Below are 18,134 nucleotides of genomic sequence, written 5' to 3' on the forward strand. Positions count from 1 at the left end.
GACAAGTTCGTAAAACATATACACCCGATAGGTATTGAGGGTTTTGGTCCGGCGGCCCTAGCGTCGGTGGCGTGAGCCTCTTGTCCTCGCCTCCCCAGGTGGCCGGCCGCGCCACTGACGATCTCGTCGTGGTGCCGGCCCGGCATCCGTGGCGCTGGATCGCCGCCGCCGCGGTCCTCGTTGTCATCGCCCAGTTCGTGCACGGCCTCATCACCAATCCGGGCTGGGACTGGGGCACCTTCGCCGGCTACTTCTTCGAGAAGTCCGTGATGCAGGCGCTGCTCATCACCCTCGAGCTCACCTTCGCGGGGGCCGTGCTCGGCTTCGCGGGCGGGATCGTCCTCGCCCCGATGCGGCTCTCGAAGAACCCGGTGCTGTCCGCGGTGAGCTGGACCTTCATCTGGGTCTTCCGCTCGGTGCCGCTGCTCGTGCAACTGCTGTTCTGGGCCAACCTCGGTTACCTGTACGACCGGCTGCAGATCGGCGTCCCGTTCGGCCCCGGCTTCCTGCACTTCGAGACGTCCAGCCTGGTCAGCGCGTTCGGCGCGGCGCTGCTGGGTCTGGCCCTGCACGAGGCCGCGTACGCCGCCGAGATCGTCCGCGCCGGCATCCTGTCGGTCGACCCGCGGCAGCTGGAGGCCGCGGCCGCCCTGGGCATCCCGCGCCTGCGCCAGTTCCGCCGCATCCTGCTCCCCCAGGCCATGCGGGCGATCCTGCCCAACGCGGCCAACGAGCTGGTCAATCTGCTCAAGAGCACCTCGGTGGTGTACGTCCTGGCCATCGGCGAGCTGTTCTACCAGGTGCAGGTCATCTACGGCCGCAACGGGCGGGTCGTGCCGCTGCTGCTGGTGGCCACGGTCTGGTACGTGATCCTGACCGCCGCCCTGTCGGTCCTGCAGCACTACGTCGAGCGCCGCTACTCGAGGGGATACGTCCGATGATCGAGCTCGAAGGCGTGCACAAGTCGTTCGGCTCGCTGGAAGTGCTGCACGATGTGACGCTCACCGTTCCGGCCGGCAGCGTCACGGTCATTCTGGGCCCGTCCGGCTCGGGCAAGTCGACCCTGTTGCGCTGCATCAACCACCTGGAGAAGGTCGACCGCGGCCGGGTTCGCGTCGATGGCGAGCTGATCGGCTACCGCCGCGCCGGCAACAAGCTGTACGAGCTGAGCGAGCGACACATCCTCAAGCAGCGGGCCGGGATCGGCTTCGTCTTCCAGACCTTCAACCTGTTCTCGCACATGACCGCGCTGCAAAACGTCCGGGAGGCCGGCGGTGGCATCGCGCTGCTGGAAAGGGTGGGCCTGGCCGAGAAGGCCGGCAGCTATCCCCGTCAGCTCTCCGGCGGCCAGCAGCAACGGGTGGCCATCGCCCGCGCGCTGGCCCGCGAACCCAAGCTGATCCTGTTCGACGAACCCACCTCGGCCCTCGACCCCGAACTGGTCGGCGAGGTGCTCGACGTCATGCGGGACCTGGCCCGGGCCGGCACCACGATGGTCGTCGTCACCCACGAGATCGGCTTCGCCCGTGAGGTGGCCGATCACATCGTCTTCCTCGACGGCGGCCGCCTGCTCGAACAGGGCCCGCCCGGCGAGGTCCTCGACAACCCCCGGCACGAACGCACCCGCGCGTTCCTGTCCAAAGTTCTGGTCTAAGGAGCACCCCTTCATGCGTACGAGATCCGCTCTGCTCCTGGTGGCCGCGCTGGCGGGACTCGCCGCCTGCGCCGCGCCGGACGAGCAGACCCCCGCGGCCGCGGTCGCACAGGCCGCCGCGGTCACCATCAACGACGGCCCCGACCAGCAGCGCATCGTCCCGGCCAAGGTCGACGCGGCCGCGGCCCTGCTGCCCGGCGCCATCAAGCAGAAGGGCGTGCTCGCGATCGGCGTGGGCGCGGCCGGCGCCGGTTTCGCCCCGCTCGCGTTCACCGCCACCGACAACAAGACCCTGATCGGCAGCGAGCCCGACATCGCCGTCGCCGTCGCCGGTGTCCTCGGCCTCGAGCCCGAGCTGCAGAACACCAGCTGGGAAAACCTGTTCATCGGCCTCGACAGCGGCAAGTTCGACGTCGGCGCCTCGAACATCACGGTCACCGAGGAACGCAAGCAGAAGTACGACTTCGCGACCTACCGCAAGGACGAGCTCGCGTTCGAGGCCAAGAAGGGCAGCGGGCTCAAGGTCACCGGCCCGGCCGACGTGGCCGGCAAGCGGGTCGCGGTCGGGTCGGGCACCAACCAGGAGAAGATCCTGGTCGAGTGGAGCGAGGAGGCCGTCAAGCAGGGCCTGCCCAAGGTCGACATCAAGTACTACCAGACCAACCAGGCCACCTATCTGGCCCTCGGCTCCGGGCAGATCGACCTTTACCTGGGCCCCAACCCGACCTCGGCCTACCACGTGGCCAAGGCGGGCCAGACCGAGATCGTCGGCACCTACTCCGGGGCCGGTTCCACGCTGCAGGGCAAGATCGCGCTCACCACCAAGAAGGGCAGCGGCCTGGTCGAGGCGTACAAGGCGGCCCTGGACGAGCTGGTCCGGTCGGGCGACTACCAGAAGATCCTGGACCGCTGGAACCTCGCGAGCGAGGCCGTCGACGCACCTGAGATCAACCCGCCGGGCCTGCCGATCGAGGGGAAGTGACCATGACCGACCTGCATCTCGCGGTGGCGCTGGACGGCGCCGGCTGGGCCCCGGACGCCTGGCGCGAGCCCGGCGCGCGGCCCGCCGAACTGTTCACCGCCCGCTACTGGGTCGACCTGGTGGCCGAGGCCGAGGCGGGCAAGCTCGACTTCGTCACCATCGAGGACGCGCTCGGCGTGCAGACCGACGACCCGGGCCAGGTGCAGGGCCGCCTCGACGCGGTGCTGATCGCCGCGCGGGTGGCCCCGCTGACCCGGCACATCGGGCTCGTCCCGACGGCCACGGTCACCCACACCGAGCCGTTCCACATCTCCAAGGCGATCGCCACCCTCGACTACGTGAGCCGCGGCCGCGCGGGGTGGCGGGTGCAGCTCTCACCGAAAGCCGCGGAGGCCGCGCACTTCGGGCGGCGGCCGATCGATGTGGACACTCCGGAGGCGATCCAGGAGCTGTTCGACGAGGCGGCCGACTACGTGGAAGTGGTCCGGCGGCTGTGGGACAGCTGGGAGGACGACGCCGAGATCCGCGACGCCGCCACCGGCCGGTTCATCGACCGCGACAAGCTGCACTACATCGACTTCGAGGGCCGGTTCTTCAGCGTGAAGGGCCCGTCGATCACGCCCCGGCCGCCGCAGGGGCAGCCGCTGGTGACCGCGCTGGCCCACAACGAGATCCCGTACCGGTTCGCCGAGAAGTCCACCGACGTCGTCTATGTGACGCCGAAGGACGCCGACGACGCACGGCGGATCGTCGGCCAGGTCGCGGTGCGGCACGTCTTCGCCGACCTGGAGGTGCTCCTGGAACCCACCGCGCGCAAGGCCCACCAGTCGGACGCCGCGGTCTTCGCCGGCACCCCGGCCCAGCTCGCCGACCTGCTGCTCGACTGGCAGGAGGCCGGCATCACCGGGTTCCGGCTGCGCCCCGGCCGCCTCCCCTCGGATCTGCGGGGCATCACCCGCGGCCTGGTCCCCGAGCTGCAGTCCCGGGGCGTTTTCCGCACCGGCTACGAGCCCGGCACCCTGCGCGAACGCCTGGGCCTGCCCCGCCCGGCCAACCGCTACGCCGCCGCCGAAGGAGCCCGCGTTGCCTAAGCAGATCCATCTCGCCGCGCATTTCCCGGGCGTCAACAACACCACCGTGTGGAGCGACCCGGCCGCGGGCAGCCACATCGAGTTCGACTCGTTCGTCCGGCTCGCCCAGACCGCCGAGCGGGCCAAGTTCGACTTCTTCTTCCTGGCCGAGGGCCTGCGGCTGCGCGAGCAGGCCGGCCAGATCTACGACCTGGACGTGGTCGGGCGTCCCGACACCTTCACCGTCCTGGCCGCGCTGGCCGCCGTCACCGAGCGCCTGGGCCTGGCCGGCACGATCAACTCGACGTTCAACGAGCCGTACGAGGTGGCCCGCCAGTTCGCTTCGCTCGACCACCTGTCCGGCGGCCGGGCCGCGTGGAACGTGGTCACCAGCTGGGACGCGTTCACCGGCGAGAACTTCCGGCGCGGCGGCTTCCTGGCCGAGTCCGACCGGTACAGCCGGGCCACCCAGGCGCTGGCGACCGCCCAGGAGCTGTTCGACTCGTGGCCGGCCGACGCGATCGCCGCCGACCAGGAGAACGGCGTCTTCCTGCGCGACCCGGACGCCGGCCGGTTCCGCCACACCGATCAGCACTTCGACATCGCCGGCCGCTTCAACGTGCCCCGCAGCCCGCAGGGCGGACCGGTCATCCTGCAGGCGGGCGACTCCGACGCGGGCCGGGAGTTCGCCGCGGCCACCGCCGATGCCATCTTCAGCCGGCACGGCACCCTGGAGGACGGCCAGAAGTTCTACGCCGACGTCAAGGACCGGCTGGCCAAATATGGCCGGGACCGGGACTCGCTCAAGGTGCTCCCGGCCGCGACGTTCGTGCTCGGCGACACCGACTCCGACGCGCAGGAGAAGGCCCGGGTGATCCGGCGTCAGCAGGTCAGCGGGGCGACCGCGATCAAGTTCCTCGAGCAGCTGTGGAACCGCGACCTGTCCTCGTACGACCCGGAGGGGCCGCTGCCCGAGGTCGACCCCGACGTGTCCGGCGAGCACATCGCGCGGGGCCGGGCCAGCGTGCGGATGCACCGCGACCCGATCGCCGTGGCCCGCGAGTGGCGGGCCAGGGCCGAGGCGGAAAAGCTGTCGATCCGCGACCTCATCATCGAGGTGACCGGCCGCCAGACCTTCGTCGGCTCGGCCGCCACGGTCGCCGCGAGCATCAACCACCTCGTGCAGGAGGACGCTTCCGACGGTTTCATCCTGGTGCCGCACGTGACGCCGGGCGGCCTCGACGAGTTCGCCGGCACGGTGGTGCCGTTGCTGCAGGAGCAGGGCGTCTTCCGCACCGAGTACGAGGGTTCGACGTTGCGCGAGCACCTCGGGCTGGCTCCGCGATGACCACCGTCGACACGGGCCGGTCGGTGCTCGACGACCCGGTCGTGAGCTCACTGCGCGGCACCCATTCGCGCTTCGCCCAGGCGTACGGGAAGGCTCTTCGCTATCACCCGGACGTCGCGCCGTTCCACGCCCTGGAGGATCCCGGGGATCCGCGGGCGTGGGCCGACCTGGCCGTCCTGACCGGTCCGGGCGCCGAGGTGGCGGTGGCCGGAGCGGTCCCGGCCGCCCATCCCGGCTGGGAGATCGCGGGCGAGGTGGCCGGCGTCCAGTTCGTCGGCGAGTCGCTGGTTGCGGCGCCGTTTTCCCGGGCCCGGCCGCTCCACGCCGGCGATGTGCCCGAGATCCTCGCCCTGATCGCGCTCACCCAGCCGGGTCCGTTCCGGTCGCGCACGATCGAATTGGGCACCTATCTGGGCGTACGGGAAAACGGGAAGTTGATCGCGGTGGCCGGTGAGCGGCTGCACCCGCCCGGCTGGACCGAGATCAGCGCGGTCTGCACCCATCCGGCGTTCCGCGGGCAGGGCCTGGCCACCAGCCTGGTGCGGGCAATCGCGTACGGGATCCGGCAGCGCGGCGAGATCCCGTTCCTGCACACGTCGGCCGCGAACACGAACGCGATCCGCCTCTACGAGTCGATCGGTTTCCGACTGCGGAAGCGGACCACGTTCGCGGTCTTCCGGACGGCAGACGCGTGAAGCGGCCCCCGGTAAAGCGGCCCCGCAACCCGTCAGACGCGTGACAGGGCCCGGTCGCTGACGATGCACTGCATGCCGAACTGCCGGGCCCGGCGGATCGCGAAGTCGGTCAGGCCCGGATCGTCGGCGTAGTCCAGCGCGTACAGGTCGACCTGCAGCCGCAGCAGCTGCTCGGCGATCTGGGCGTGGAACTCCAGCACGTCGGCCGGCCAGGCCGCGTAGCCCTCGTCGGTCCAGCGCGCCGAGAACGACTCGAACACCACGCCGTCGACCAGCTCGGCCAGCCGGGGCAGCATGCCGAAGCCGCGGTTGGCCAGGATGTACGCCGACTCGTCGACCGCCCGCACGGCGGCGACCAGGGTCAGCAGGTGCGGCACGTCCTCGGGGAAGGTCAGCTCGACGTTGAGCGTGTCGAGGAACAGCCCATCGAAGCCGGCGTCGAGCGCGGCCCGGGCCTGGCCGACCACGTGCGAGACCCAGCCCGGATGCCCGACGTGCACAAAGGTGCCACCCCAGTCGGGGTTGCGCTCGGTGCGCTGCCACTCGGCGGGCGGCCCGGTGTCCTCCGACAGGGTCAGATAGGCCAGGCACTGCACGTCCTTGCCCTTGAGGTAGGCGATCTCCTCGGGCTTGTAGAAGTCGGGCTGCAGCACCACGCGCGGGTAGTCGGCGAGGTCGAGAAGCTTGCCGTTGCCGTAGTAGAAGCAGATCGGGGCGCGCTCGGTCATGATGGCCTCCCGTGTTCGGCGTACCACGCGAACGTCGTCCGGACGCCCTCTTCGAGGGTGACCGTCGGCTCGAAGCCGGTCAGCTCGCGCAGCTTGGACAGGTCGGGACAGCGGCGGCGCACCGATCCCGGTGGTGCGTCGGCGGTCTCGATGGCCGGGCTGACCCCGGCCACGCGCAGCACCAGCTTGGCCAGATCGCCGATGTTGGTCTCCTCGCGGTCGTTGCCGATGTGCACGATCTGGCCGGCGGCAGCGGGCGTGGCCATCAGCCGGACCATCGCCTCGACGGCGTCGCCGACGTGGCAGAACGCGCGGAACTGGTCGGCCCCGGGCACCCGGAACGGGTCCTCGCCGCCGCGCGCCCGCAGCGACATCTCGGGGATGACGTGGTCGGCGCCCATCCGCGGCCCGTAGACGTTGTGGAAGCGCCCGACCACGGCGTCGAACCCGCGGGCGCGCGCGGTGTGCAGGAACGCGGCCTCGCCGAGCAGCTTGCTGACCGCGTACGCGAACCGGGGCGCCGTGATGTCCGAGATCATCGTCGGGATGTCCTCGGCCGTGGGAACCGGCACGATGCCCGCGTCGACGCCGCCCGCGTAGACCTCGCTGGTCGAGGCGAAGAAGACGCGCTCGCCCGGCTGCAGCCAGTCGAGCAGGTGCATGGCGACGAGCGTGTTGACGCGGACGACCCGGGCCGGGTCCTTCTCCACGTTGCGCACCCCGACGACGGCGGCGAGCAGATAGATCTGGTCGTAGCCGTGTTCCAGCCCGGCATAGAAGGCCGGGTCGGTGAGGTCGGCCGACACGACCTCGGCGCCCAGTTCGGACACCACCGAGTCGGAGCGGCCGCGGGAGAAGTCGTCGACGATCGTCACCTGGTAGCCGTCGGCGATCAGCCGCCGGGCCAGGTGCACGCCGATGAAGCCGGCCCCGCCGAGCAGCAGCGCCCTCATGCGGTCACCACCGGCAGGTAGCCGAGGCCGGCGTAGCGGATGCCGGCCGCGCGGATGGCCTCGCTGTCCAGGATGCGCCACGAGTCGAAGATGAGCGCGGGCCGGGCGTCGCCCAGCATCGCGCTCACGTCGATCCCGCGGTAGTCCGGGTGGTCGTTGATGACGAGCACGGCGTCGCTGTCGGTGAACGCCTTGTCCAGGCTGATCGGCTCGCCGCCGTACTGGCGGACGACCTCGGCCGTGACCATCGGGTCGTGGCCGGTGACGGTGATCCCGGCGGCCGAGAAGATCGGCATCATGGTGGCGATCGGGGTGCCGCGCATGTCGTCGGTGGGCGGCCAGCCCTTGTACGCCCACCCGAGCACGGCCAGCCGCAGCCCGCGGGTCTCGCCGCGGATCTCGCGCAGCAGCCGCACCACGATCTCGGCCACGTGCACGGGCAGGTGCTCGTTGAGGGCGCGGGCCTGACCGACCAGGAACGGCGTGTAGCCGCCGGCGCTGTCCAGCATGATGTACGGGTCCTTCGACAGGCAGCCACCGCCGACGTATCCGGGCTTGGACAGGTCGGGACGCGGATAGTTCACGTTGGCGGCGCGGATGACCTCGAGCGGGTCGAGGCCGTGCTGCTCGGCGATGAGCGCGATCTCGTTGCCGAACGAGTAGATCAGGTCGGTGTGGCAGTTGTTGGACAGCTTCACCAGCTCGGCCGTCTCGAGGTCGGACACCGGCACGACGGTCTGGGCCAGGCCGCTGAAGAACTCCACGCCGGCCCGCGTGCTCTCCTCGTCCAGGCCGCCGACGACCTGCGGCAGCTCGACCAGCTCGCGCAGCGCCTGGCCCTGGATGGTGCGCTCGGGCGCCATCACCAGCCGCACCTGGTCACCCCAGGCGGCTTGCAGTTCGGGCAGGACCACGCGGCGGCTCGTGCCGACGGGCACGGTGCTGCGCACGACCACCAGCGTGCCCGGCCGGCACGTCGCGGCGACGCTGCGCGCGGCGGCGGCCAGGTTGGCCAGGTTGGGGCGGCGGGTCGACTCGTCCACGGGCGTCGACACGCTGATCACCGCGACGTCGACGGTGTCGCGGGGCAGCGACTCGGCCACGTGGACCGTCGTGCCGACCTTCGCGGCGAAGATGTCCTCGACGCCGGGTTCGAAGATGTGCGACCGCCCCTGGGAGAGGGTGTCGAGCACGTGATTCGACACGTCGGCGCCGTGCACGATGTAGCCCTTGTCGGCCAGCGCGGCGGTCAGTGTCAGACCGACGTAGCCGAGGCCGACGACTCCAATCGTCTGGGGCATGCGGGGTTCTCCTTCTTACGCGCAGGGTTGGGCGGGTCTGTCCAGTTCCAGCACGGTGACCGTGCCGATGAAGCGTTCGGTGGCGTAGTGCTCGCAGGCGGCGCGCACGTCGGCCGCCTTGGTGGCGTAGTCGACGCTGAGCACGAACTTGCCCGCGTCGCGCAGCGCCCGGGTGTCGGCCAGGTTCTCGGCGCACCAGTCCTCGGCGCAGCGCTCGTCGGTGGCCCGGAAGAACAGCTCCTCCATGCCGATGCCGTCGATGGCGCCGGTGTATCCGGGCTGGTGCCGCAGTTCCGGCGAGTTCTGCGGCACGACCAGAAAACCGGGGACCCGGCCTTTCGCGTACGCGCTGATCCGCCGGACGAGCGAGGCCATGTCGCGGGCCAGGGCGTCGCGGTCGCGTCCCGGCACGGCGTCCAGCGAGATCTCCTCGTACGCGAGCGGGGTGTCCAGATAGACGCCGTTGAACCCGGCCCGGATCGCCCGGTCGACGCGGGGTTTGACGACCAGCTCCCACCAGCGGTCGTCGTAGTAGCGGACGAAGTACTCGCCGGGCCAGTCCGCCCACTCGTTGCCGATCAGATCCCGGGGCAGGTTCTTGTACTCGGGGCGAAAGTCCTCGATGCTGCCGATCTCGAAGTAGGCCAGGACCCGTTTGCCGGTGGCCCGGACGGCGCCGATCTCGCCGGCGGTGAAGAAGTCGGCGTGGGCGTCGCGGGCCAGGTCGATCACCACGGTCCCGTACGGCCCGGCGGCGAGCTGGTCGAGGCGGTCGTCCCGGTAGTTCTGCAGCTGGTAGGCCCACGCCTCGGACGGTTTCGACGGGGCGGGGGACGACGTGCAGGCGGCGACGGTCAGCGCCGCCAGCAGGACCGTCACCGCCCTTCTCACGCGTCTTCCCAGAGGCTCTTGATCGAGGCGTCCAGGTCGTACGCGGGCGCCCAGCCCAGATCCGCGGCGGCCCGGCTGTTGTCGGCCCGGATCCAGCCGACCGCGGCCGACCGTTGCGGCCCCGCGCCCTGTTCCCGGATGGCGCCGGTGAACCCGGCCTCGCGGGCCAGCATCCCGACCGCTTCCCGGACGGTGACCGCCCGCCCGCTGCCCGCGTTGTAGACCGGGTGCGGCACGTCGTCCGCGACCACCACGGCCCGGATCAGCGAGGCCACGTCGCGCACGTCGACGAAGTCCCGGTACGCGCCGAGCGGCCCCAGCGACAGCTCGGTGTGCCCGGCCCGCAGTTGCGCGGCCGCGCGGCCCAGCACGTTCTCGGCCGGCTGGCCCGCCCCGATCGGGTTGAACACGCGCAGCGACACGGTGTTGGCGGCCAGCGCGAACAGCCGCGTGCCGGCGGCGTGGCTGACCCCGTACGCCCCGACCGGTTCGAGCGGGTCGTCCTCGGCGACGGCATGCCCGTCGGGGACGACGCCGTACTCCCCGGCCGAGCCCAGGCGCACCAGCCGCGCGTCCGGGGCCGACTCGAGCAGCTTGGCCGCCACCATCGCGTTGGCCCGCATCAGCTCGCCCGGCGTGCCGGTGAGCGCGCCGACGCAGCAGACCACCGCGTCCGGCCGTTCGGCCCGGACCAGCGCCTTGAGGTCGTCGACCTCGCCGTTGACCAGGTCGTGGCGGTCGCGCCGCGGGCAGATCAGGTCGCCGGCGTCCTCGAGAGCCTCGCGGACGTGGCGGCCGATGAAACCGGACGAGCCGAACAGCAGAATCCTCATACCGGCTCCCCCGCGCGTTCGCGCAACAGGATCGGGCGCAGCTCGTCGAAGTTGCGGTTGGCCTCGTCGTAGTCCTCGGGACGGCCGATGTCGAGCCAGAACCCGGTGAACGGGTAGGTCGACGGGTGCTCGCGGCGGGCCAGCAGGTCGAGGACCAGCTCGTCGAAGCCGAACGCGAGCCCGGCCGGGTACGGGGCCAGGGTGCGCCGGCTCATCCCGTACACACCCATGCTGACCTGGTAGCGCAGGCTGGGCTTCTCGCGGAACCCGGTGATCCGCGACGCCTCGACGTCGAGGACCCCGAACTCGACCTTGTGGGTGCGTTCGGCGATGGCCACGGTCAGCCCGGCGCCGGTCAGCACGTGCTGGTTGAGCAGGTCGGCGTAGTCGAGGTCGGTCAGCACGTCGCCGTTCATCACCAGGAACTGCTCGGGCAGGGTGTCCTTGAGCCCGAACAGCGGTCCGACGGTGGACAGCGGACGGTCCTCCTCGATGTAGTCGACGCGCAGCCCCCAGCGGGTGCCGTCGCCGACGAACGCCTTGATGAGCGGGCCGAGATGGTTGATCGCGAGCGTCACGGAGGTGAAGCCGCATCCGGCGAGCTGATCCAGGACGATCTCCAGGATCGCGTGCTTGTCGCCGATGGGCATCAGTGGCTTGGGCAGCGTGGTGGTGTACGGCCGCAGCCGCACCCCCTTGCCGCCGGCGAGAATCACCGCGTGCATGCAGATCTCCCCTTTCCGGTGGACCTACCGGTAGTGGCGTACCTGGCGGACGGACGGGGCCAGGCCGAGCAGGAACAGCGCCAGCAGCGCGAGCACACTGCCGGCGAACAACACCGTGTCGATCAGCGGGGCGACCGCACGGCCGAGCAGGAACACGGCGCCGAGGTGCAGCACCAGGGCGGCGATCAGCGACGCGCAGAGCCGGCCGAAGCGCTCGAATCCGGCCAGCAGGAACGCGACGTAGTAGGCGCCGCCGAGCAGCACGTGGGCGACGACCATGACGAAGACGGCCGGGTCGGTGGCGCGCAGGCCGATCAGCAGCACGACACCGAGCACGGCCGGGACGGCCAGGCAGAGCAGGATCTCGAAGCCGATCACCCGGGCCAGATGCTGCTCGAAGTCGGACGGTCGGCGGCTGCTGCGGGTCAGGCCGACGGCCCGGGCCCGGAACCGTTCGGCCCGCCACTCGACGAAACCCATGGACAGGATGAGCGGGGCCACCGCGACGGCGATGTCGAGCCGGCCCGACAGATAGGGCAGGGCGGCGTGCAGCAGCAGAAGAGCCGAGAGGATCCCGTACGCGGTGACGCCGCCCAGCGCCCGCCAGGGCAGCCGGGCCGGCAGCTCGTCCGGGCTGCCCTTCCTGAACGTGCACCAGAGGGCCACGGCGAACGCGGCCAGCACCCCGGCCCCGGCGGTGATCAGCACGGCGTCGCGGGCCCGATCGCCGAGCAGGTAGACCAGGCCGGCGACGACCGCGGGGGCCATCGCGGCGGCCTGCCACAGCTCGCGGCGGTAGAACATCAGGACCGTGCCGGCCAGCTGGTAGGTCAGCTGACCGGCAGACAGCAGCACCAGGCCCCAGCCGCCGCCGATGCATGCCCCGGCCAGGGCGCCCAGCAGCGGGGCGGCCAGCGCCGAGAAGCGCAGCAGGCGGGCGGCGCGGTGCGGGCGGTTGGAGCCGAGAAGCTTGTAGGCGGCGAAGGCCACCGTGCCCGCGTACGCCCAGCCGACGACCCCGGCCACGGTCAGGGCGAGGACGGCGTGGCGCGGCCCGAGGACCGCCAGCACGGCCGGGAACACCGCGCTGGGCAGGGCGTACAGGGGGCCGTGGAGCAGCAGACGGAGGGTCCGGCGGCGCCCGTGGCCGGCGGCGGCCGGGGCGGGCGGGTCGTCGGCGGGCGGGCCGAGGCGGCGGAACACCTCCTGGGCCAGCGCGAACACGTCGGGGAAGCCGTACTCGACCCGGGCGATGCGGTCGGTGACCCCGTCGGCCTCCAGCGCGGCGGCGACCTGAAGCGCCTCGACGGCCCGGGCCAGGGCGGGCCGCATCCGGTCGACGAGCATGTCGAGCGGGTCGGTGGAGACGCGCGGCAGGACGACCGGATGGGTCTGCGGCGCCGTCGCCGGTTTGTCGTCGACGGTCATCGCATGCCCAGCCAGGCGGGTGCGGCCGGGCGCAGCCGGGGCGCCGGGATCGCGCCCTCGAGCGGCAGGGCCAGGCGCTCGTAGACGTCGCGGTACATCTGCAGCGACTGCGCGAGCGTGAAGTGCTCGAGCACCCGCGCGCGGGCCGCGTACCCGAGGTTGAAACGCAGGTCGTCGTTTTCCAGCAGCTCGATGCAGGCCTCGGCCACGGCCACGTGGTCGCGCGGCGCCACCACGCGTCCGGTGTCGGCGACCGCCTCGGCCACGCCGCCCACGTTGGTGCACACGCAGGGCCGCCCGCAGGCCATGGCCTCGACGACCGTGTACGGGAACCCCTCGGAGATGCTGGTCAGCGCGACGATGCTGCCGGCGTGGTAGGCGTCGACGGCCCGTTCGATGCGGCCCTCGAGCACCGCCGCGCCGTCCAGGCCGAGCTCCTCGATCAGCCGCCGGCACGACTCGTGGTACGTGCGGTTGACCGCCGGGGTGCCGCCGAAGATGCGCAGCCGCGCGGCCGGGATCCGGTCCCGCACGATCGCGAACGCGCGGATGAGCGTGTGCAGGTCCTTGAGCGGGTCGACGCGGCCCATGAACGCGATCGTCGGCACGTCGGGCTCGCTGGTCGCGGCCGGGAACTCGGCCGGCTCGACACCGTTGTACATGGTCCACATGCGCTCGGGGTCGGCGCCGTTGTGCAGCTGCCACCGCCGGTTGTACGCCGAGTGCGGCGCGAGCACGTCGGTGATCAGGTAGGCGGCGCCGGCCAGCGAGCGGAAGAAGCTCAGGGCCATCACCCGTACGGCGTGGGGTGCGTCGTCGTGCAGGTAGGACATGTAGCGCTCACGCAGGTAGATGCCGTGCTCGCTCATCACCAGCGGAGTGCCGTAACGCCACTTGGCCACCATCGCGACCAGCATCGACAGCCCGTTCATCGAACAGTGCACGATGTCGGCCTGCACGGCCGGGGCGCTCAGCGGGCGCAGCATGTGCTCGAGCAGCCAGGTCGCCTGGATCGCGTCGGCCACCGTGGGCGCCGGGGCGCTCTGCTCGACGCGCAGGTCGTGCCACGCGTCGAGCATCATCGTGACCGCCTCGTTGGAAACCAGCGCCTCGCCGAGGTCCCCGCCCGAGGCGGCGTACTCGTAGAGGCCCCGCAACGCGAGCAGGAAGAGCCCTCGCCCCTGCTCCGGTTGCAGCGTGTCCACCGGGGTGACCAGGGCCCGCAGGAACATCTCGTACGGGCCGGTGAACGCCGTTCCGGGGTCCCCGGCGGGACGGCCGCGGTCGCGGCCGCCCCACAGCGGCACGGAGTGCACCCGGTCCAGGTTCGCCGGCTCGGCGAAGACAGACTGCTCGGTGCCGTCGACAGTGAGCGCGACGACCTCCCAGCGGTAGTCGGGCATCCCCTTGATGAGCTGCTCGCACCAGATGCTGACGCCGCCCATCGCATAGGGATATGTCCCCTCGGACACGAGTGCGATCCGCATTGACGTGTTACGCCCTCGGCGCGGCGGTGACGGTCACCGCGGTCCCGGCCGTGAGCGCCAGCGGGGTGGTGACATCCGACCCGTACGTGGTCGAGGTCGCCCCCTGCACGCCGCTGACCTGAACGGTTCCGGCGGCCGGCGAGCTCACCGTGACCGCGCCGGTGGACCGGTCGTAGACCGCGTCAACCCCGGCCGCCAACTGTCCGAAGTGCTGGGTGCGGACGCTGGTGTAGGCGCCGATCTGGGCCCAGTCCAGGTTGAGCAGCGGCACCGAGTAGATCGCGTGGTACTTGGCCGCGACCGTCTCGGTCCAGTCGGTGGCCAGCGTGCGGCCGTTGCCGTAGTCCCGCACGTTGGCGATGTGCAGCGTGTGCGTGTTGATGCCGCCCGACGCCACGTGCTGCAGCGCGATCCCGGTCTCGTAATCGAGGATCTGCTGGTACGTGCGGTTCGTCGGCCAGTACGGGAACTTGCCGTTGGGGCCGTAGAAGGAGTTGTAGAACGCGGTCTCCTCGTCGGGCGTGGTGCAGAAGTAGGCGAAGTTGGTCGGCCAGTCGGGCACGACCTCGACGGCCGGCTCCAGCGGGTGCACGATCGACGCGTTGAAGTGCTGCGGCTTGTGGCTGGTGAACGACATGTTGCCGTGCAGGTACCGGACACCGAGGTCCTTGGCCGCCTGCAACATGTTGGGGTTCGAGGCCTGCAGGCCGTGGTCGACCGGCACTCCGGTGTCGTCGTTCGGGTCGACCGTGTAAACGCCCAGGCCCGAGTATTCGGGAGTCTTGAGCACCCCGGCCGCCTCGGTGAGGCCGATGGCCGCCCCCGCGTTGCGGTTGTTGAGAATTTCGCCGTACGTCGTCGCGTAGCTGGAGTTGTTGAGTTCCGGGTGGTTCAGCGTGTGGTTGACCCAGCGGAAGTCGTTGGCGAGGCACTTGGTGGTGGCGGTCAGGTCGTTCGGGCCGCCGTTGGGCGCGCACTGGTTGCCGGCGAACGGGTCGATGTCGGCGCCGTTGAAGGCCAGGTTGAACTTGAAGCCGTTGCCGATCGCGTCCTGGCGCTGGTCCAGGTTGACCATGTCGTGCCCCGACACCTTGAACCCGGGGTCGTACTCGATGTGGCCGTCCGGGTAGTAGTGGTCGGCGGTGTTGAACCAGTCGTCGATGTCGACGTTCAGGTGGTGCCGCTGCTCGCCCAGGAACATGCCCTTGGTCGCCCAGCGGACCAGGCCGTAGACCAGCACGTCGGACTGCAGCAGGTACTGGTTGAGCGTGAAGGTCAGCGCCAGGCGCTCACGGCCGTCGGACGAGGTCGAGCGCACGCCGAGCACGTTGGTGCCGTCGGTGGCGATCGGGTCGGCGGCACAGCCGGGGGCGATGGTGGTCCGGTAGACGTACGACTGCACGACCGGGATGGTGGCGCCGGCCTTGAGGTAGTCGAACACTCCGGCGCCGGCCGGGGTGAGGCTCACGTTGAGCGGGGTGTCGCCGACCGAGGTCTCCCCGGCCGAGCGCAGGCAGTAATCCTCGGGCCAGGAGCCGTAGCTGGTGTAGAGCGCGGCCTGCCGGACCCCGAAGTTCCGCTCGTACGCCCAGAGGGTGTTCCACTCGGCCGGGTCGAGCCCGTTGGAGTAGCCGCCGCCGTCGGCGTACACGAGCATGGTGTTGGTCAGCAGGATCGCGTTGTACTTGCCGGTGCCGTCGGCCCGCGTCAGGGTGCTCACGTTCAGCGGGGTGGTGGCGCTGTAGAGCACGTCGTACGAGGCGCCGAGGCGGTCCAGCGTCGTCTTCCAGGTCGGTACGCCGAAGTCGTCGGTGTTGGTGGCGATGACCAGCGCGCGCAGGGCGACCTTGTCGTTGAGCCCGTCGGCCAGCTTGGCGGTGGACCGGGCCGGCTTGGTGACGGCGACCTTGCCGGTGCGCCGGGGCAGGGGCTTGGGCGGGGTCACCCGGGGCGGGGCGACCTGGCCGTAACCCGGAACCTGGGGTGGGGCCTGGGGCCGGGCGGGCTTCGCGTCCGCGGGCGCCGCCGCCATGATGGTCCCTGCGCACAGGGCGGCGACCAAGACGCTCACCGCACGGCGGTAGGCGGGTATGCGGGCAGCAGCCATCGACAAAAACCTCCACGGTGGACGGAGTGAGGCGGGGTGGGGTGGTGCGTGCCGACGGCGAGTCTAAGCAAAAATTAAGGATTGCCGGTGCTCGATCGGCCTGTCCGCGGCACGACCATTCCCGACCGTTGACGGGAATCGACGGCAGTGATAACCACACCGATGCCCGATCGACTTCTGAACACTGTTCTCTCGTGCTGACAAGCCATTTCCCCCGGTACGGGTAATCTGCCGTTAACAATTCCCGGGGGCCCGGCCGCCGGGTCTATGTCAGCCAACAAGAGCAAACGTCCCGAGTTGGTCGGGTTGCCGGGATCCACGTCGGCGGTGCAAACCGTCAGGTTTAGACAGTCGAAGTTGGACGGAGCGTGGCGAGGCGTCCACGGAACGCCTATGTGAGTGATTGAGACGTATCAATCGGAAATCGCGTTTCCCTGCACCGCGCGCTCCTCCGTGGTAAATGCTCGCGACACCTCCACGAAACGCCCGAAGGCGACAGCAAATTACCCGGGAGTAATTGCAGGCGGGGGCGTTTTATGACAGATGTCAGCGATGCCTCATGCACTCTGCACTTGATCCGGTGATCGCCCGCACTGCAACGCCCGGCGGCTGCTCGGGATCGTTGAGCCATGAGAACCGCTGCCCTCACGCTGGCCGCCGCCCTCGCCACCGCCCTGCCCGCCACCTCTGTGCCGGCCCGGCCTGCGCCGGCCGTGGTCGCCGGCGCCCACCTGACGCCCGCATCCGCCACCGATGTCCAGCTCACGCTGCCCGCGCCGACCGGGCGGCGGCCGGTCGGCACGGTCTCGCTCCATTTGGTCGACCCCTCCCGGCGCGACCCCTGGGTGCCGTCGGAGAAGCTGCGCGAGCTCATGGTCCAGCTTTGGTACCCGGCCGCCACCGTCCGCGGCTACCCCCGGGCGAACTGGGTGTCCTCGCAGATCGCCGCCCGGCTCGCCCCGCCCGGCTCCGGCGCCGTGCTGCCGGTGACGCACGGGCACCTCGGAGCACCGGCCGCCTCCGGTCGCCGTCCCGTCGTGCTGTGGTCCCCCGGCCTCGGCATGGAACGCACCACCGCCACGGCGCTGGTCGAGGAACTCGCCTCGCACGGATACGTCGTGGTCACGGTCGACCACACCCACGACGCCAACTTCGTCGAGTTCCCCGACGGCCGGCTGGCCACGCTGGCCATCCCGCCCCCGGCGAGCCCGCAAGAGGAGCAGGCCATGCTGGCCAAGGCTCTCGCCGTCCGGGTCGCCGACACCCGCTTCGTCCTCGACCGGCTCACCGCGATCACCCGCGGCCACAACCCGGACGCGTCCGGCCGGCCACTGCCCCGCGGGCTCGGCGGCGCGCTCGACCTGCGCCGCGCCGGCATGGCCGGGCATTCGATGGGCGGCGCCACCGCGGCCGAGGTGATGCGCGCCGACCCGCGCGTGCGGGCCGGGGCCAACCTGGACGGCACCTTCTTCGGGCGGGTCCTCACCACCGGCCTCACCCGCCCGTTTCTCATGATGGGCGCCGACCCCGGCGACGCCGGTCAGGACGAGACCTGGACCCGCATGTGGGCCGGGCTGCGCGGCCCCCGCTACTGGCTGCAGCTCGACCGCACGGCCCACCTGTCCTTCACCGACCTGCAGACCTTGCTGCCCCAGCTCGGCACGCCCGCCCAGGACAGCGAGCCCCTGATCGGTAGCATCGACGGCGAGCGGTCGATCGCCGTGCAACGTCCGTACCTGCTGGCCTTCTTCGACCGCCACCTGCGCCACGGCGACGGCCGCCTGCTCGACGGGCCTACCGCCCGCTATCCCGAGATGCATTTCTTCCCGGATCTCTGAGTGAGTGTTTGAGAGAGGGTTTATTCGGGCGTGGCGACCAGCTCGCGGCGGCGTTGTCGGATGGCGGGCCGTCGGCGTTCAAGGCGACGGACCA

16 protein-coding genes are annotated in these 18,134 nt (G+C 70.9%); 7 read left to right on the top strand and 9 right to left on the bottom strand.

The annotated features are described in order from the left end of the window. Positions 1–71 precede the first annotated feature (71 nt). Genes ACZ3I4_RS08050 through ACZ3I4_RS08075 form a run of 6 tightly spaced genes read left to right on the top strand, consistent with a single transcriptional unit; the run spans position 72 to position 5,749 of the window. A complete protein-coding gene (locus ACZ3I4_RS08050; protein WP_465381136.1) occupies positions 72–941 on the top strand; it encodes an amino acid ABC transporter permease in 870 nt (289 codons plus the stop codon). Further along, positions 938–1,654, top strand: coding sequence for an amino acid ABC transporter ATP-binding protein (locus tag ACZ3I4_RS08055; RefSeq protein ID WP_465381137.1), 717 nt, complete (start codon positions 938–940; stop codon positions 1,652–1,654). Before ACZ3I4_RS08050 ends, ACZ3I4_RS08055 begins: the two co-directional genes overlap by 4 nt. Before the next feature lie 13 nt (positions 1,655–1,667). Continuing rightward, the gene (locus tag ACZ3I4_RS08060) at positions 1,668–2,636 is read left to right on the top strand and encodes an ABC transporter substrate-binding protein (RefSeq protein WP_465381138.1); all 969 of its coding nucleotides are present in this window, start codon (positions 1,668–1,670) and stop codon (positions 2,634–2,636) included. 2 nt (positions 2,637–2,638) lie between these two features. After that, positions 2,639–3,727, top strand: coding sequence for an LLM class flavin-dependent oxidoreductase (locus ACZ3I4_RS08065; RefSeq protein WP_465381139.1), 1,089 nt, complete (start codon positions 2,639–2,641; stop codon positions 3,725–3,727). Next, positions 3,720–5,054, top strand: coding sequence for an NtaA/DmoA family FMN-dependent monooxygenase (locus tag ACZ3I4_RS08070; protein WP_465381140.1), 1,335 nt, complete (start codon positions 3,720–3,722; stop codon positions 5,052–5,054). Before ACZ3I4_RS08065 ends, ACZ3I4_RS08070 begins: the two co-directional genes overlap by 8 nt. After that, positions 5,051–5,749, top strand: a complete 699-nt coding sequence (locus ACZ3I4_RS08075; RefSeq protein ID WP_465381141.1) for a GNAT family N-acetyltransferase — start codon at positions 5,051–5,053, stop codon at positions 5,747–5,749. The genes ACZ3I4_RS08070 and ACZ3I4_RS08075 overlap by 4 nt, the downstream gene beginning before the upstream one ends. Before the next feature lie 32 nt (positions 5,750–5,781). Here the strand turns inward: ACZ3I4_RS08075 and ACZ3I4_RS08080 are convergent, their stop codons facing one another. The 9 genes from ACZ3I4_RS08080 to ACZ3I4_RS08120 are packed head-to-tail and all read right to left on the bottom strand — an operon-like array spanning position 5,782 to position 16,166. Next, positions 5,782–6,477 (bottom strand): hypothetical protein, encoded by a 696-nt coding sequence (locus tag ACZ3I4_RS08080; protein ID WP_465381142.1) that lies wholly within the window; start codon positions 6,475–6,477, stop codon positions 5,782–5,784. After that, on the bottom strand, positions 6,474–7,430 hold the full coding sequence (locus ACZ3I4_RS08085; protein WP_465381143.1) for an NAD-dependent epimerase/dehydratase family protein: 957 nt from the start codon (positions 7,428–7,430) through the stop codon (positions 6,474–6,476). The genes ACZ3I4_RS08080 and ACZ3I4_RS08085 overlap by 4 nt, the downstream gene beginning before the upstream one ends. After that, positions 7,427–8,731, bottom strand: coding sequence for a nucleotide sugar dehydrogenase (locus tag ACZ3I4_RS08090; protein ID WP_465381144.1), 1,305 nt, complete (start codon positions 8,729–8,731; stop codon positions 7,427–7,429). Before ACZ3I4_RS08090 ends, ACZ3I4_RS08085 begins: the two co-directional genes overlap by 4 nt. A gap of 15 nt (positions 8,732–8,746) precedes the next feature. Further along, a complete protein-coding gene (locus ACZ3I4_RS08095; protein ID WP_465381145.1) occupies positions 8,747–9,622 on the bottom strand; it encodes an endo alpha-1,4 polygalactosaminidase in 876 nt (291 codons plus the stop codon). Further along, on the bottom strand, positions 9,619–10,455 hold the full coding sequence (locus ACZ3I4_RS08100) for an NAD-dependent epimerase/dehydratase family protein (RefSeq protein WP_465381146.1): 837 nt from the start codon (positions 10,453–10,455) through the stop codon (positions 9,619–9,621). Before ACZ3I4_RS08100 ends, ACZ3I4_RS08095 begins: the two co-directional genes overlap by 4 nt. Beyond that, on the bottom strand, positions 10,452–11,180 hold the full coding sequence (locus tag ACZ3I4_RS08105) for a sugar phosphate nucleotidyltransferase (protein ID WP_465381147.1): 729 nt from the start codon (positions 11,178–11,180) through the stop codon (positions 10,452–10,454). The genes ACZ3I4_RS08100 and ACZ3I4_RS08105 overlap by 4 nt, the downstream gene beginning before the upstream one ends. Before the next feature lie 24 nt (positions 11,181–11,204). Continuing rightward, the gene (locus ACZ3I4_RS08110) at positions 11,205–12,608 is read right to left on the bottom strand and encodes a hypothetical protein (protein ID WP_465381148.1); all 1,404 of its coding nucleotides are present in this window, start codon (positions 12,606–12,608) and stop codon (positions 11,205–11,207) included. Next, positions 12,605–14,095, bottom strand: coding sequence for a GT4 family glycosyltransferase PelF (gene pelF / locus ACZ3I4_RS08115; RefSeq protein ID WP_465381149.1), 1,491 nt, complete (start codon positions 14,093–14,095; stop codon positions 12,605–12,607). The genes ACZ3I4_RS08110 and pelF overlap by 4 nt, the downstream gene beginning before the upstream one ends. A 7-nt stretch (positions 14,096–14,102) precedes the next feature. Beyond that, a complete protein-coding gene (locus ACZ3I4_RS08120; protein WP_465381150.1) occupies positions 14,103–16,166 on the bottom strand; it encodes an Agd3-related carbohydrate-binding protein in 2,064 nt (687 codons plus the stop codon). A gap of 665 nt (positions 16,167–16,831) precedes the next feature. Here ACZ3I4_RS08120 and ACZ3I4_RS08125 point away from each other — a divergent pair. Then, on the top strand, positions 16,832–18,040 hold the full coding sequence (locus ACZ3I4_RS08125; protein WP_465381151.1) for an alpha/beta hydrolase family protein: 1,209 nt from the start codon (positions 16,832–16,834) through the stop codon (positions 18,038–18,040). The last annotated feature ends 94 nt before the right edge of the window (positions 18,041–18,134 follow it).

This window comes from Actinoplanes sp. NPDC021490 (genome assembly GCF_055562135.1).

Excerpts from the sequence above, each read along its gene's own strand:
- ACZ3I4_RS08055 (WP_465381137.1), top strand. The coding sequence starts at position 938 with ATGATCGAGCTCGAAGGCGTGCACAAGTCGTTCGGCTCGCTGGAAGTG.
- ACZ3I4_RS08060 (WP_465381138.1), top strand. The coding sequence starts at position 1,668 with ATGCGTACGAGATCCGCTCTGCTCCTGGTGGCCGCGCTGGCGGGACTC.
- ACZ3I4_RS08065 (WP_465381139.1), top strand. The coding sequence starts at position 2,639 with ATGACCGACCTGCATCTCGCGGTGGCGCTGGACGGCGCCGGCTGGGCC.
- ACZ3I4_RS08075 (WP_465381141.1), top strand. The coding sequence starts at position 5,051 with ATGACCACCGTCGACACGGGCCGGTCGGTGCTCGACGACCCGGTCGTG.
- ACZ3I4_RS08080 (WP_465381142.1), bottom strand. The coding sequence starts at position 6,477 with ATGACCGAGCGCGCCCCGATCTGCTTCTACTACGGCAACGGCAAGCTT.
- ACZ3I4_RS08085 (WP_465381143.1), bottom strand. The coding sequence starts at position 7,430 with ATGAGGGCGCTGCTGCTCGGCGGGGCCGGCTTCATCGGCGTGCACCTG.
- ACZ3I4_RS08090 (WP_465381144.1), bottom strand. The coding sequence starts at position 8,731 with ATGCCCCAGACGATTGGAGTCGTCGGCCTCGGCTACGTCGGTCTGACA.
- ACZ3I4_RS08100 (WP_465381146.1), bottom strand. The coding sequence starts at position 10,455 with ATGAGGATTCTGCTGTTCGGCTCGTCCGGTTTCATCGGCCGCCACGTC.
- ACZ3I4_RS08105 (WP_465381147.1), bottom strand. The coding sequence starts at position 11,180 with ATGCACGCGGTGATTCTCGCCGGCGGCAAGGGGGTGCGGCTGCGGCCG.
- ACZ3I4_RS08110 (WP_465381148.1), bottom strand. The coding sequence starts at position 12,608 with ATGACCGTCGACGACAAACCGGCGACGGCGCCGCAGACCCATCCGGTC.
- pelF (WP_465381149.1), bottom strand. The coding sequence starts at position 14,095 with ATGCGGATCGCACTCGTGTCCGAGGGGACATATCCCTATGCGATGGGC.
- ACZ3I4_RS08125 (WP_465381151.1), top strand. The coding sequence starts at position 16,832 with ATGAGAACCGCTGCCCTCACGCTGGCCGCCGCCCTCGCCACCGCCCTG.